The sequence below is a fragment of the Streptomyces sp. 6-11-2 genome (genome assembly GCF_006540305.1).
Taxonomy (GTDB): Bacteria; Actinomycetota; Actinomycetes; order Streptomycetales; family Streptomycetaceae; genus Streptomyces.
In genome coordinates, this window is sequence record NZ_BJOR01000001.1 from 4,929,745 (window position 1) to 4,943,978 (window position 14,234).

Consider the following 14,234-nt stretch of genomic DNA (forward strand, 5'->3'; position numbering starts at 1 on the left):
CTCCTCGGAGTCGGCCATGGCCTCAGCCATGGGAGGTCCTCACCGTTCCTGCTCGTACGGCGGTTTCGGCGGGTGTGGGGACCAGCGCCTGCGCCAGTTCCACGAGACCGCTGGTTCCGGACACCTCCGTGGCGTGGAGGCGGTATCCGCTCGGCGCCGCGAGGGGCTCCTCGCGGGCGGCGGCGCGGCGCGCGGCGTCGGCGAGCATCGCCGCCTCCGCCGCGATCCGCGCCTCGTGGGCGCCGTGGCCCGCGCGCCGGGCGGCGGCCAGCGCCCGCTCGCGGACCTCGTCGTCGAAGTACGGAGCGAGGCCCAGCAGCGCGTCGTGGATGGACACCTCCCGCCACTGGAGGCGTGCGAGCGGCAGTTGCCACCACGGGCTCGGCGGCTTGGGCGCGGTGGACACGAACCGCACCCGCGACCACAGCGGGCCCAGCCGCCGGTGGTCGCGCAGGCCGCGCGCCTGGGCGAGGAGCACCGGGAGCAGCCTGGGCAGCACGAAGCCGGCCGAGCACAGCAGCGCGCCGAGCGAGGCCATCGGCGGGGCGACCTTCGTGGACAGCACGTCCAGGTCGTGGCCCGTCCAACGTGCCGCGATCGCCGTGTACTTGGTCAGCTGGAAGCCCACCACGTCCAGCACCGAGCCGGCCAGGATCAGCCGCAGCCCGGCCCGCAGCAGCCCGGTGACCTCGCGGCTCCACTTGACGCACAGCGCGCACGCCGCCAGTGTCGCGGCGCTGTGCCCGAGCAGGTAGAGCAGGATCATCTCGCGCAGGTACGGCGTGTTGGCGTAGTAGGTGTCCAGGTCGGTCAGCCGCTCGGTGCGGGCGTCGCCCAGCATGAACAGCACGACGATGACGACGATCAGCGGAGCGTAGGCGGCGATGCTCCGCAGCACCGTGCGCCGCACCCGCTGGCGCGGTCCGCCCCGCCAGTTGATCAGCAGGATGAGCAGCGAGCAGCTGTACGCGGAGAGCATCCCGTAGGTCAGCGGGGCACCGAAGTTGGGGATGCCCATGAGGTCGTTGACGGTGGCCAGCGTCAGCGGCGCCGAACAGACGAACACCAGCGAGCCGAGGACGATCGCGGCACACGTGGACATGGTCAGCGGATTGCGCACCGCGGTACGCGGCCGCCGCAGCAACACGGTCGCGGACAGTCCGAAGATCCCGGCCGCCAGATAAACGACGAGACTCACGCCGACCACTTCCCCGCACGCCCGACCCGCCCCGCAGCGCTGCCACCCCGAACTCCCATGACCGCCCCGGCTTCACGGACGGCCGTCCGGGGGGCGGCGGTGGGGCGCGGGTCGGCCGCGCGCGTGCCGGGTGGCGGTGTTGCTGCTCCGTGTGTGGCGCCCCCGCGGGGGACGGCTGTCCGGAGCGCGGGTGCCGGGCACGGGGTGGCCCCACGCTCGCCGGGTGGCGGTGTTGCTGCTCCGTGTGTGGCGCCCCCGCGGGGGACGGCTGTCCGGAGCGCGGGTGCCGGGCACGGGGTGGCCCCACGCTCGCCGGGCGGCGGGGTCGCTGCTCCGTGTGCGGCGGTCCCGCGAGAGCCGGTCCGGCGGGCGGCCGACGGGTGCGCGGGTGCCGGGCGGGGGGTGATCCCACGCTTGCTGGACGGCGAGTTGGTTGCGGTCGCGTGCGGGAAGGTCGCTCGTCGGCTGGGCGATGGTGCTGTTGTGCCGTGCGTGGCGGTGCCGCGTGGGTCGGTCCGGTGGGCGGTCGGGGGGTGCGTGGACGTCCGGTGTGCCGCCGGGCCGCGGGTGGTGGTGGCGGGTGTGGTCGTCGTGTGGGCCGTGGGCGCGGCTTCGGGAGATTCTCGTGGCGGTCGTCGGGCCGCGTGGGAGTCGGTCATGGTGTGGTCGTGGGGGTCGGGCCGGTGGGGACGCGGGTGGCCGTAGCGGAGATGGGGGTGGCCAGGGCGTCCGCGACGCGGACCAGGGCGGCCGGGCCCGGTACCCGGACGGTCAGCCGGTCCGCCTCGCCGGGCAGCGGCTCGCCGGGCTCGCGCACGGCGGCGGCGATGACCGCCGCCCACGCGGCGGCCTCGGCGCGCTCGGTGTCACCGGTCGACCCCAGCACCGCCTCGTGGGTGCGCTCGTACAGGCACCGGTCGAAGGACGCGTCCAGATAGCTGAGCGCGTTGTGGATGCTGGTCTGACGCCACATCAGCCGGGTGGTGGGCGTCGCCCAGCGCGGCCGCGGCAGCCGCAGACAGCGGCGGGTGAGCAGGTCGTCCAGCTCGCGCTCCAGCGGTTCCAGCCGCGCGTACGCCAGCCGGGACCGCCGCCACTCGGTGAGGCGGGGCCCGGCCAGCGGCACCAGGATGCCCGCCGACGTCAGCAGGGCGCCCATCCCGGCGGCGGCCGGCGAGACGTTCGTGCCGAGCGACGACCAGTCCCGCCCGCACCAGCGGGCGACCACGGCGACGAGCTTGGTCACGCTGTACCCGCCGGCGCACAGCGACCCCACCCCCAGCACCACCAGCCCCGCACGCAGCCAGCCGGCCACCTCGCGCGCCCAGCGCAGCGCGGACACCGTGGTGACGCTGACGGCGCAGAGATGCCCCACCAGGTACAGCACGATCATCTCGGCGAGGAACGGCGTCGTCGCGTAGTAGGTGTCCAGGTCGGTACGGCGCTCCACCGGCGCCTCGCCGAGCGCGAACGTGACGGCGATACCGACGAGCACCAGCGCGTAGGCCACGATCCAGCGCCGGGCCACCCGGTGCACGTGCTCGCCGCCCCGCCAGTGAACGACGAGGACCTGGGAGGCCGCGCTGTACGCGGTGATCGACGCGTACGTGAGCGGCGCGGCCAGGTTCGGCACACCGCTGAGCCGGTTGATCGCGCCGACCGTCGGCGGAGCCCCGAGGATGAAGCAGAAGCCGCCCAGACCCAGCACCGCGCAGATCGCGCGGAGATAGGGATCGCTCCGGTGGCGGGCCAGATCGGGGGCCTTCACCGCCAGACCCAGCCACAGCACACCGCAGCTGACGTAGTTGATCAGACCGCTCATGCTCCCCGGTTCCCCCGGTAGTTGAGCGCTGCCCCGATACGTCCGGCGAGGTCCTGGTCGGGGCCGTCGCCGAACGCCGGGTCCGCCGACGCCTCCAGCCAGGTCCGCAGCCGACGGCCCATCAGCATGCCGAACCGGTCGGCCTCCTGTTCGTCGGCCAGGCTGAAGTCGGTGCGCGCCGCGACCGGCCGGGGCGGACCCGCGGCGGGCGCGGCGTCCGCGTCGGCCTCCCGCCGGTTCATGTGCCACACCTCGTGGCAGAAGATCACGATCTGGTGCCACACGGCGGCCCGCTGGTCGACGACGACCACGTCCTGGGTCTCGCCCTCCAGCCACAGCCCGCTGGCGGTGTGCGGCGGGAACACCTCCCGCCGGACGACGACCCGGCGGCCCCGCCAGGCGCTGACGGAGTCGACGAGCGCGGTTAACAGCACCTCCGGGTCGGCGGGTACCGGCACCTGGATGGGGTCGATGAGCGCGTCGGCGAGCCGCCGCATCTCCCTTTTCCTACGCACCATGTTCTCCCGCGCATCTCCCAGGCCTGCCCCCATCATCCCCGCGCCGCCCGCGGTGGCGGAAGGTCTTTCCTCCCTCACTCGTGCCCCTCGTGAACGGGCACGCTCCCCGCCGGAACGGCGGCCCCGCGGCGTACCGCCGCGACGCCGTCGGGGTCGCGCGGGGCCCGGGAGGCCGCGCCGATCCGCGCGGCGTCGGGTCCTGCCACAGCCGGATGGCCGTGGACGGTTTGATCACCAGGGAGGCGGTCAGCACGGGGGCCGGGATCCGGACGGAGACGGAGCACCGCCCGGCCGGTGTGGCGGGGTCCGGGGCGAGGCGGACCGACCCGCCCGCTGAGTCCATCGCCACACCCCTTCCGGCCCTCCGTCATGGGAGGGCCGTTCGAGCCTACGCGGCGGGAGTTGCCCGCGCCATGCGATCCGGTGACCGTTGTACGACCGGGAACGACCGCTGTCCTTCGGCTCGTTGAGCGCTTGCTGGGTCACCGCCCCGGCGACGGCAGCGGTGTCACCGGCACCCCGCCGGCCGCCGCGCCCAGCAGCGTCAGCCGGACCCGCCCCGGGCCCGACAGCGTGGTGAACTCCGACAGCACCGCCAGGGCCAGGGTGTTGGTGCCCCGGGTGCGCAGGATCCCGTTCGGCAGGACGAACGTGTGCTGCGGACCGACATCGTTGATGTACTGGCCCATGTTCCAGCCGTTGAGGAAGATCTGCGCGCGGTAGGAGCGGTACCGGTCGTCGTCCAGGGTGAGCCCGATCGAGGCGTCGACGCCCTGCTCCACGGCCAGCCGGAACGTGGTCCGGTACCAGGTCACGCCCTGCCGCCGCGCCGCGCGCGGGAACGTGACCGGCTCCCAGTCGCGGTCCGGGAAGCCCGGCAGGTGCCAGCCCTCCCGCTCCCCGTACAGCCCGCCGTTGTTCAGCGGCCCGCGCACCGGGTCGGGCGCGGCCTCGCCCTGGATCCGCCACCGCACCTTCGGCGCGGCCCCGGTGAAGGTGACCGCCGTCAGACCGCGCGCCGCCTTGTGGGTGTCGCGCGCCGCGCCGTCCTGGTCGTGCTGCATCCGCCGCACCAGGACCGACAGCACGTGCCGGCCGGGTCCGCGCTGCGGGCCGCGCACCGGGAAGACCGCCGTGTCCGACCAACTTCCCCGCCGGATGGTGCTGTTGTCGGGCACCGGCATCCGGTGGGTGCCCAGCGGCTCGCCGTCCAGCCAGGCCATCAGCAGTCCCTGCGTGCCGGTGCTGTAGGCCAGGGAGACCGATTCGACGCTCGTGGAGTCCGTGAACGTGCCGCGGTACCAGACGTCCCCGTAGTGGAAGCCGTAGTCGTCGGCGAACAGCACCGGCTGCCCCTTCGGCACGGGGGTCGTGCTGTGCGAGGACGCCCGGTCGGCGGGCTTCCACGCCGAGTCGTCGAAGCCCGGCCCGGACTCGGGGTTCTCGGTGCGCGCCCGCCAGCCGCCGAGCGCGGGCAGCGTCACCTCGGGCACGCCCGGCAGTGGCGCACCGGCCCGCACGCTCCCCGAGCCGGTGGCCGACACCGGGATGGCGCGGCCGTTCCACGTCATACCGTCGATTCCGCGCGGCCCCCACATCTCCAGCCCCGTCTCCCCGACGGTGTCGCCGGTGAGGTGCAGCGTGGAGCCGCGCACGGTGGCGGTGCGCAGCAGCGCGGGGCCGTGGACCAGCAGGGAGCCCGACGGGGTGTCGTACGGCCACAGACGCATCGAGGTCGCCTCGTCGGCGAAGAGCAGCAGCAGCGGGCGGTCGTTCCCGTCGCCCTCCACCCGGACCCCGATCAGCCCGCCGGCGCCGAGCGGGACGGTCAGGCGCAGCAGGCCGCGGTCGTAGGCGTACGCGGCCTCCTGGCTCATCCGGGTGACCAGCGGCTCCTCGGCGGCCTCCAGCACCACGCGGGCCAGCTCGCCCTGCCGCCCGCAGAACACGGCGACGTCCTGTTGTCCCGCGGTGAGGAACAGCATCGGCTGCGCGGTCGAGTACCGCACCGTGCGCCGCCCCAGCGACAGCCCGGTGACCATCATCCGGGCGTCCCGGGCCGGCACGGTCACCGGCAGGTCGGCACCGGCCGCGCGCAGCGTCGAGGAGACCTCCTGGTCGCCGTCGTTGCGCAGGACGTAGACGTGGGTGCCGGTGTCCGGGTTCTTCAGGTGGTACGTCCTCAGCCCGCGCACCTTCACATCGGCCGCGCGGTCCAGCCTGGCGAAGTCCGGGATGCGCTGGAGCATGTGCCCGATCTGGTGCATCGGCACCAGCTTGTCGGTGGGCCGGCGCCCCTCGTCGAGGGCCGCCCCGTAGTCGTACGACGTGTAGACGACCGGCGCCGGCAGCCAGCCCCAGGAGGTGCCGCCGAAGGCCATGTACACGTTGTGGACGGTGATGCCGTTGGCGAGGTGGGTCAGATAGTAGCGCCGCTCGTACGCCGCGTCCCGGGTGCGCCGCGACTCCGCGTACCCCTTGCCCTTCGACCAGGCACCGCCCCACGGATCGAACCAGCCGCCGCCGGACTCCGGCATGAACCCGGGCGTGCGCGGACTGGCGCTCGCCCCGCCGGTCCTACCACCGCTTCCGAAGTACCCCCAGTCGGGCGGGGTCTGGGACGGCGACGGGTACCCGTCGAACCCGTACAGCCACCCCCGCTTCTCACCGCCGGTGTCGAACGAGCCGGGGATCCAGTGGCCGTTCCTGCCCTTGTCGTTGTGGAAGAGGGGGACGTCGATGCCGTCGGCGCGCACCTTCTTGTACAGGTGGGCCATGTAGGCGCGCCCGGTCGGCTCGTCCACGTGGGCGTCGTACTCGTTCTCGATCTGGTAGAGCAGGACCGTGCCGGTGCCCCGGGTGAACAGGTGCCGGGTGGCGACGGCGTCGACGTGCCCCAGCCACTCGTCGACGTGTTTCAGGTACGTGGGATCGGCGGTCCGCGCGGTGCCCTCGGTGGCGGTCAGCCAGCCGGGGAAGCCGCCGCCGTCGACCTCGGCGTTGATGTAGGGGCCGGGGCGCAGGATGACGTAGAGGCCGGTCTCGGCGGCCATGCGCAGGAACAGGTCCAGATCCCGCACCCCGGTGAAGTCGTACTTCCCCGGGGCGGGGGAGTGGTAGTTCCAGGCCACGTAGACGCTGACGGCGTTGTGGCCGTACGCGCGCATCTTCTGGAGCACGTCCCGCCACAGGGCGGGGCTCGGCAGCCGGAAGGGATGCATCTCGCCCGACCACAGCACCAGCCGCCGGCCGTCGACCAGCAGCGAGTAGCGGTCGAAGCCGACGCTGTGGCGCCGTCCGTCGGCGCTCGGCGGGGGCGGCGGCGGGCCGGTGGGCACGGAGCGGGCGGCGTAGGCCGACGGCGCCCCCGGTCCGCCGCTGCCGCCCAGGGCCAGTCCGAGCGCGGCGGCGCCGGCGAGGGCGCTGAATGAACGTCTGCTGAGCGCCAAGGGTGTGCCTCCGGGGCGATCTTACGGGGCGCGGGTGCCGCCATTCTGCACGGAAGCCGCCCCGCGCCCCGCACGCGCACGGAACTCGCCGCGATCGCACGACGGCGTACGAACGGCGCCGGAGGCCCGTGGAGAGGCGCCCTTGGCCTCGTCGCCCAGGGTCTTTCGTTTGGATCAGGCCGGATCAGGGAGCGGGGTCTGGTGCCGTGCGTCGCAGGGCGGAGGAGGGCGGCAGGGCGGAGCCCTGCCGACCGACGACAACGCGGCTGGGGGTACCCCCTGCTCGAAGAGCTTGGGGGAGCGGTGCCAGGGCCCGTGAGCCCGGCATGATCCAAACGAGAGGCCCTAGCTGTATTGACCCGGAGCGTTGTTGACGCGGCTGATCGGTGGGTGGCCGCCGAGTGCGGTGTGGCAGCGGTGGTGGTTGTAGGTGTGGAGGAAGTCTGCCAGGGCTTCGGTTCGCTCGCGGTTGCTGGTGTAGGGCCGCAGGTAGGCCCATTCGTCGAGCAGGGTGCGGTTGAAGCGTTCGACCTTGCCGTTGGTCTGCGGCCGGTAGACGCGTGTGTGTTTGCCGGCCGCGCCCAGGTCGGCAAGTGCCTGTCGCCAGGCGAAGCTCTTGCGGTAGGGCCAAGCGTTGTCGGTCAGAACCCGTTCGATGCGGGTCATGCCGTGGGCGTGGAAGAACGCGGCTGCGCGGGTGAGGAAGGCGGCGCAGGTGGCGGCCTTTTCGTCCGGGTGGATCTCGCTGTAGGCCAGGCGGCTGTGGTCGTCGACGGCGGAGTGGACGTAGTCGTAGCCCATGCTGTTGCGGGTGGTGCGGCCGGCCTGGCGGCCCAGCACCCTGTGACCGCCGCCGTCGGGGATTCGGCCGAGTTTCTTGACGTCGACATGGAGCAGCTCGCCGGGTCGGTCGCGTTCATAGCGGCGGATGACCTGGCCGGTGGGCCGGTCCAGGAAGGCGAGTCGGTTCAGGCCGTGCCGGGTCAGGATGCGGTGCACGGTGGAGGCGGGCATGCCCAGGATCGGTCCGATGCGTGCCGGGCCCAGCTTGCGATCCCGCCGCAGCCTGCAGACGGCCGCCTCGGTGGTGGCTGCGGTCCGGTGTGGTGTCCTGCGGGGACGACTGGAGCGGTCGAGGAGTCCGCTCTCGCCCTCGGACCGCCAGCGCCGGATCCACTTGTGGGCGGTGGGGCGGGAGACACCCATCTCCGCAGCGACGTGGGCGACAGGACGGCCGGAACGGACACGTTCGACGAGCAGCCGCCTGCCGTGAACAGTCAGCCGGGCATTACGGTGGGACACGAAGGCCTCCGTGCGGTGAAGATTCGACACCTCCACCACACACGGAGGCCTTCGCCACGATCAAGACCAGATCGCGTTAACAACGCTCGTGGTCAATACACCTAGCCCGCCTGTCCCATGCCTGCCGCGTTCGGCCAGTTCTGGGGGCTGGGCCAGCCGGTCGCCGGGGCCGGGGTCAGGCCGGGGGCGCCGGGGGGCGGGGCGGTCATGCCGCGCACCTGGGCGGCGGTGAGGCCGCCGCGGGCGGGGACGCCCGGCGGGGTCGGCCCGGGAGCGGGCGCCGGTACGGGTGCCGGGGCGGGAGCGGCGGCGGGAGCCGGGACCTGTTGTGCCGCCGGTGCCAGGGGGTGTATCGGGGCCGGTGCGGGGGCCGGCGGCTGGGCGGTGGCCGCCGGCAGGGGGGTGCCGGGGGTGACCTGCTGCGGGGCGGGGGCCGCCGACGCCGTGAGGGGGAGCGGCATCGCGGTGCCGGCGGCCGGGGCGGGTATCCCCGGGGCGGCGGCTGTCCCGGGAACGGCGGCCGGCATCCGCAGCCCGCCCCCGTTGGTCTCGCTCACCAGCCGGTCCACCGCGGCCGTACCCGAGCTGTAGTTGGTCCCATGACCCGGCTCGGGTGCGGCCGCTCCCCTCCCGCTCCCGTAGAGCACCTGTTCCAAGGCGGAGACGAGACGACGAACGTCCACCTCGGGGCGCACCACGAGCCGCAGGAAGCGGCTGGAGGAGCCGATCTTGTTGCCGCACTCGCGGACCAGGATCCGGTGCTCGGTGAGCAGCCGGTCCCGGACCACGGTGCCCTCGGCACCCACGGGAAGGCGGACGAAGAGGAAGTTGCCCTGGGACGGGTAGACCGTCAGGCCGGGCAGCGCCGAGAGGTGGGCGGCCATCTCCAGCCGGTCGCGGCGCACCTGCTGAAGGCTCTGCCGGTACTCCGCGCCGTGCTCCTTGAGCATGAACACCACGTGCTCGGCGAAGGAGTTGAGGTTCCACTTCGGCAGCATCGAACGGACCTTGCCCGCCAGCGCCGGATTGGCGACCAGATACCCGAAGCGGATGCCGTGCAGGCCGAAGTTCTTGCCCAGGCTGCGCAGCACGACCACGTTCGGGCGCAGCATCGCCTCCTGCACCACGCTCGGCTCGGCCTCGGCGTCGGAGAACTCCAGGAACGACTCGTCGATCACCACCAGGTCCAGATCGGCCAGGGCGTCCATGAACTGCACCAGCGCGTGCTTGGGCACGAAGCCGCCGTCGGGGTTGTTGGGGTTGCAGACCACGGCGACCCTGGTCCCCCGCGCCCGGATGAACTCCACGTACTGCGCCGGGTCCAGGGCGAAGCCGTTGGACTCCTGGAGCGGGAACATGTCGACCCGCTTGCCGGTCTCCATGGGCTGGTCGGTCCAGCGGCCGAAGGTGGGGACGGGGACGGCCAGGGACTCACGCACGAGCAGGTGGTCGATCCAGGTGATCAGCTCGGTGGAGCCGTTGCCCATCGCCACGCACTGGGGCGGCAGTTGGAGCAGGCTGCACAGCTCGGCGGTGATCGTGTCGGCGCTGGACGGGTAGTACGTGACGATCTCGCGCAGCCGTGCCGCCATGTCCTGGAACATGGCGGGCGTGGGGAAGTAGGGGTTGCACGGAATGCAGAAGTCCACCGGCCCGGCCCCGTCGCCGCCCTCCCGCGTCAGCGCCGCCATCGACGGGCTGTGCGCCGCGGTGCTGCGGAACAGCGAGGTGACGTTGTCGGCCATGGAACCTCCGTGTGTGGCGGGCCCGGCGGGGACGACCGGGCCCGTCGTCCTGGGGTGGCCCGCGCGGGGGAGCACGGGCCACCCATGGATACGGAGACGGGGGCGGCGTTGTTCAACTCATGTGTGGGAAGTGTGATTCCCGGGTAACCGCGACCCCGCGCGGGTGCGTCGAGGGCCGGTTCACGAGCCGGACCTGCGCTTGTTCCACACGTCGAATCCGACCGCCGCCAGCAGCGCCAGGCCCTTGATGACCTGCTGCCAGTCGGTGCCGACGCTGAGGAGGTTCATGCCGTTGTTCAGCACGCCGAGGACGAGGCCGCCGATGATCGCGCCGAGCACGGTGCCGACACCGCCGCTCATGGAGGCGCCGCCGATGAACGACGAGGCGATCGCCTCCAGTTCGTAGTTCACGCCCGCCTTCGGGGAGGCCGCGTTCAGGCGGGCCGCCACCACCAGACCCGCCAGGGCCGCGAGCACGCCCATGTTCAGGAACACCTGGAAGGTGACCCGCCTGTCCTTGACGCCGGACAGCTTCGCGGCCGGCAGGTTGCCGCCGATGGCGTAGATGTGGCGGCCGAAGACGGCGTTGCGCATCACGTAGCCGTAGCCGACGACCAGCACGCCGAGGACGATCAGCACGATCGGCGCGCCCTTGTAGCTGGCGAGCAGCAGCGTGACGACCAGGACCGCGGCGACGAGGGCGACGAGCTTGAGCGCGAACAGCCGAGCGGGCGGGACGTCGAGGGAGAACTCCTGCTGCCGGCGCCGGTCCCGCACCTCCTGCCACACCACGGAGGCGATCAGGACGAGGCCGAGGAGCAGGGTGAGGTTGTGGTAGTTGGTGTTCGGGCCGACCTCGGGCAGGAAGCCGTTGCCCATCTTCTGGAGCCCGCCCGGGAACGGGCCGAGGGTCTGGCCCTTGAGCAGGATCTCCGTCAGACCGCGGAAGAGCAGCATCCCGGCGAGGGTGACGATGAACGACGGTATGCCCAGATAGGCGATCATGAACCCTTGCAGCGAGCCCGCGGCCGCCCCCACCAGCAGACACAGGCCCACCGCGACCGGCCACGGTACCTGGTGACTGACCGTCAGCGCCGCCGCCACCGCGCCGACGAAGGCGGTCAGAGAGCCGACCGACAGATCGATGTGGCCCGCGATGATCACCAGCATCATGCCGATGGCCAGGATCAGGATGTAGCTGTTCTGGAGCACCAGGTTGGAGACGTTGCGCGGCAGCAGCAGGTCCCCTCCGGTCCAGATCTCGAACAGGACGACGATCAGGCCGAGCGCGATCAGCATGCCGTACTGCCGCATGTTGCGGCGCAGGCCGTTCAGCACCAGCCGGAGCAGGCCGCGTCCGGCGGCCGCCGCGCCGCGCTCCGGTGGCGCGGGGGCCGGGGTCTGCGCGGTCACGTCCGTGCTCATCGCGTCACCTCTTCGTCCTTCGTGTTCTTCGTCATGTGGCGCATCAGCACTTCCTGGGTGGCCTCGGCCCGCGGCACCTCACCGGTCAGCCGCCCCGCGGCCATCGTGTAGATGCGGTCGCACATGCCGAGCAGCTCCGGCAGTTCGGAGGAGATGAAGACGACCGCCTTGCCCTGGGCGGCCAACCGGTCGATGACCGTGTAGATCTCGTACTTGGCGCCCACGTCGATGCCGCGCGTGGGCTCGTCCAGGATCAGCACGTCCGGACCGGCGAAGATCCACTTGCTGAGGACGACCTTCTGCTGGTTGCCGCCGGACAGCCTGCCCACCGGCTCGAAGACGGTCGGCGCCTTGATGTTCATGGACGTGCGGAAGCCCTCGGCGACCTGCCGCTCCTCGTGCTCGTCCACCACGCCCCGCCGGGCCACCTTGCGCAGCGCGGTCAGCGAGATGTTCCGGTGGACGGTGTCGATGAGGTTCAGGCCGTAGTGCTTGCGGTCCTCGGTGACGTAGGCGATGCCGTGCCCGACCGCCTCCGCGACGGTCCTGGTGTTGATCTCCCGGCCGTCCTTGAGGACCGTGCCGGCCGCGTACCGGCCGTAGGCGCGGCCGAAGACGCTCATCGCCAGTTCGGTGCGGCCGGCGCCCATCAGGCCCGCGATGCCGACGATCTCCCCGCGCCGCACCCGGACCGACACGTCGTCGACGACCCGGCGCTGCCGGTCGATCGGGTGGAACACCGTCCAGCCCCGGATCTCCAGCGCCGGGGCCGCGCCCTCCTCGGGCTGGTGCGGGGTGCGTTCGGGGAAGCGGTGGTCGAGGTCGCGGCCGACCATGCGGGCGATGATCCGTTCCTCGGTGGTGCCGGCCGCCTTCACGTCCAGGGTCTCGATGGTGCGGCCGTCGCGCAGGATCGTCACCGAGTCGGCGACCCGGCGGATCTCGTTCAGCTTGTGGGAGATGACGATCGAGGTGATGCCCTGCTTCTTCAACTCCAGTATCAGACGCAGGAGTTTGCCGCTGTCCTCGTCGTTCAGGGCGGCCGTCGGCTCGTCCAGGATGAGTAGCTTCACCGACTTCGACAGCGCCTTGGCGATCTCCACGAGCTGCTGCTTGCCGACGCCGATGTCGGCGACCCGGGTCTCGGGGTGCTCGTCGAGGCCGACGCGGCGCAGCAGTTCGGTGGCGTGCCGGAGGGTGTCGTTCCAGTTGATGAACCCGCGGGTGGCGTGTTCGTTGCCGAGGAAGATGTTCTCCGCGATGGACAGGTACGGCACCAGCGCCAGTTCCTGGTGGATGATGACGATGCCGCGCCGCTCGCTGGCCCGGATGTCCTTGAAGCGGCAGACCTCCTGTTCGAAGAGGATCTCGCCCTCGTAACTTCCGTGCGGATGGACGCCGGAGAGCACCTTCATCAGGGTGGACTTGCCGGCGCCGTTCTCCCCGCAGATGGCGTGCACCTCGCCCCGGCGAACCGTCAGCGTGACGTCCGACAGCGCCTTGACACCGGGAAAGGTCTTGCCGATCGAGCGCATTTCCAGGACGGGTCCCGCCATGGTCGTGCCTTCCAGTCGGTTGGGGTCGGTGGATGCGGCGGTCGCTTCCCGGGCTACTTGTTCAGCTCGGCGTCCGTGTAGTAGCCGCCCTTCACCAGGACCTCCTCGTAGTTGCTCTGGTCGACGCTCACCGGTTGCAGCAGGTAGGCGGGGACCACCTTCGTGCCGTTGTCGTAGGTCTTGGCGTCGTTGACCTGCGGCTTCTTGTCCTTCAGAGCGTCGTCGACCATGGCCGAGGCGACCTCGGCGAGCTTGCGGGTGTCTTTGTAGACGGTCTGCGTCTGCTCGCCCGCGATGATCGACTTCACCGAGGCCAGCTCGGCGTCCTGACCGGTGACGACGGGCAGCGGTTTGCTCCCCGAGCCGTAGCCGTCCGACTTCAGCGCGGAGAGGATGCCGATGGATATGCCGTCGTAGGGCGAGAGCACCGCGTCGACCCGGCCGCTCTTGTAGGAGGAGGTGAGGATGTCGTCCATGCGCCGCTGCGCGGTCGCGCCGTCCCAGCGCAGGGTGGTGACCTTGGTGAGCTGCGTCTGGCCGGACCTCACCACCAGCTTCTTGCTGTCCAGGTACGGCTGCAGGACGCTCATCGCTCCGTTGAAGAAGTACTTGGTGTTGTTGTCGTCGTTGGAGCCGGCGAACAGCTCGATGTTGAACGGGCCCTTGCCGTCCTTCAGGCCGAGCTTGTCGACGATGTAGCCGGCCTGGAGCCGGCCGACCTTCTCGTTGTCGAAGGAGGCGTAGTAGTCGACGTGTTCCGTGCCGAGGATCAGCCGGTCGTAGGCGATGACCGGGATGCCGGCGTCGGCCGCCTCCTGGAGCACGTTGTTCAGCGACTTGTTGTCGATGGCGGCGACGATCAGGCCCTTGACGCCCTGGGTGATCAGGTTCTCGATCTGCGAGACCTGGGTGTCGGGGTTGTCCTCGCCGAAGACCAGCTTGGTCCGGTAGCCCTTGGCCTGGAGGTCCTTGACGACGTTGTCGCCGTCGGAGATCCACCGCTCGGAGGACTTCGTCGGCATCGCGATGCCGATGGTGGCGTCCTTGGTGCTGCCCGCCTTCTCCTTGCTGCCGCCCTCGCTGTTCTGCCCGCAGGCGGACAGGGTCAGGGCGAGGGACGCGGCTGCGGCCGTGGCGGCGAGGGCGGCTCTGCTGTTGCGCATGGTGATCAGTCCTTGTCCGTCTGGTCGGGGTGGGGCGTGGGGAGGTGCTCCCGGCG

10 protein-coding genes are annotated in these 14,234 nt (G+C 71.7%); all 10 read right to left on the reverse strand.

Features of this window, described 5'->3' with window-relative positions:
* Positions 1-22: 22 nt before the first annotated feature.
* The 10 genes from TNCT6_RS21640 to chvE all read right to left on the reverse strand — a co-directional run bounded on the left by TNCT6_RS21640 (position 23) and on the right by chvE (position 14,178).
* Positions 23-1,198: an MAB_1171c family putative transporter gene (locus TNCT6_RS21640; RefSeq protein WP_141361185.1), complete on the reverse strand. Its 1,176-nt coding sequence runs from the start codon at positions 1,196-1,198 to the stop codon at positions 23-25.
* A 655-nt stretch (positions 1,199-1,853) separates the two neighbouring features.
* Positions 1,854-3,020 (reverse strand): MAB_1171c family putative transporter, encoded by a 1,167-nt coding sequence (locus TNCT6_RS21645; protein ID WP_141361187.1) that lies wholly within the window; start codon positions 3,018-3,020, stop codon positions 1,854-1,856.
* Entirely contained in the window at positions 3,017-3,517 is a 501-nt protein-coding gene (locus TNCT6_RS21650; RefSeq protein WP_141366686.1) for a toxin, read from the reverse strand. The genes TNCT6_RS21645 and TNCT6_RS21650 overlap by 4 nt, the downstream gene beginning before the upstream one ends.
* Positions 3,518-3,612: 95 nt before the next feature.
* The gene (locus tag TNCT6_RS41710; protein WP_301184397.1) at positions 3,613-3,744 is read right to left on the reverse strand and encodes a hypothetical protein; all 132 of its coding nucleotides are present in this window, start codon (positions 3,742-3,744) and stop codon (positions 3,613-3,615) included.
* A gap of 276 nt (positions 3,745-4,020) precedes the next feature.
* Entirely contained in the window at positions 4,021-6,987 is a 2,967-nt protein-coding gene (locus TNCT6_RS21655) for a beta-galactosidase (protein ID WP_141361189.1), read from the reverse strand.
* 345 nt (positions 6,988-7,332) lie between these two features.
* Entirely contained in the window at positions 7,333-8,289 is a 957-nt protein-coding gene (locus TNCT6_RS21660; protein ID WP_141361191.1) for an IS481 family transposase, read from the reverse strand.
* A 101-nt stretch (positions 8,290-8,390) separates the two neighbouring features.
* Positions 8,391-10,034, reverse strand: coding sequence for a histidinol-phosphate transaminase (locus TNCT6_RS21665; protein WP_141361193.1), 1,644 nt, complete (start codon positions 10,032-10,034; stop codon positions 8,391-8,393).
* A 180-nt stretch (positions 10,035-10,214) separates the two neighbouring features.
* A complete protein-coding gene (gene mmsB / locus TNCT6_RS21670) occupies positions 10,215-11,459 on the reverse strand; it encodes a multiple monosaccharide ABC transporter permease (RefSeq protein ID WP_141361195.1) in 1,245 nt (414 codons plus the stop codon).
* Positions 11,456-13,015, reverse strand: a complete 1,560-nt coding sequence (gene mmsA, locus TNCT6_RS21675) for a multiple monosaccharide ABC transporter ATP-binding protein (RefSeq protein WP_141361197.1) — start codon at positions 13,013-13,015, stop codon at positions 11,456-11,458. Before mmsA ends, mmsB begins: the two co-directional genes overlap by 4 nt.
* Positions 13,016-13,068: 53 nt before the next feature.
* A complete protein-coding gene (chvE, locus tag TNCT6_RS21680; RefSeq protein WP_141361199.1) occupies positions 13,069-14,178 on the reverse strand; it encodes a multiple monosaccharide ABC transporter substrate-binding protein in 1,110 nt (369 codons plus the stop codon).
* Between the last annotated feature and the right edge of the window lie 56 nt (positions 14,179-14,234).

Excerpts from the sequence above, each read along its gene's own strand:
- TNCT6_RS21645 (WP_141361187.1), bottom strand. The coding sequence starts at position 3,020 with ATGAGCGGTCTGATCAACTACGTCAGCTGCGGTGTGCTGTGGCTGGGT.
- chvE (WP_141361199.1), bottom strand. The coding sequence starts at position 14,178 with ATGCGCAACAGCAGAGCCGCCCTCGCCGCCACGGCCGCAGCCGCGTCC.
- TNCT6_RS21650 (WP_141366686.1), bottom strand. The coding sequence starts at position 3,517 with ATGCGGCGGCTCGCCGACGCGCTCATCGACCCCATCCAGGTGCCGGTA.
- TNCT6_RS21665 (WP_141361193.1), bottom strand. The coding sequence starts at position 10,034 with ATGGCCGACAACGTCACCTCGCTGTTCCGCAGCACCGCGGCGCACAGC.
- mmsB (WP_141361195.1), bottom strand. The coding sequence starts at position 11,459 with ATGAGCACGGACGTGACCGCGCAGACCCCGGCCCCCGCGCCACCGGAG.
- mmsA (WP_141361197.1), bottom strand. The coding sequence starts at position 13,015 with ATGGCGGGACCCGTCCTGGAAATGCGCTCGATCGGCAAGACCTTTCCC.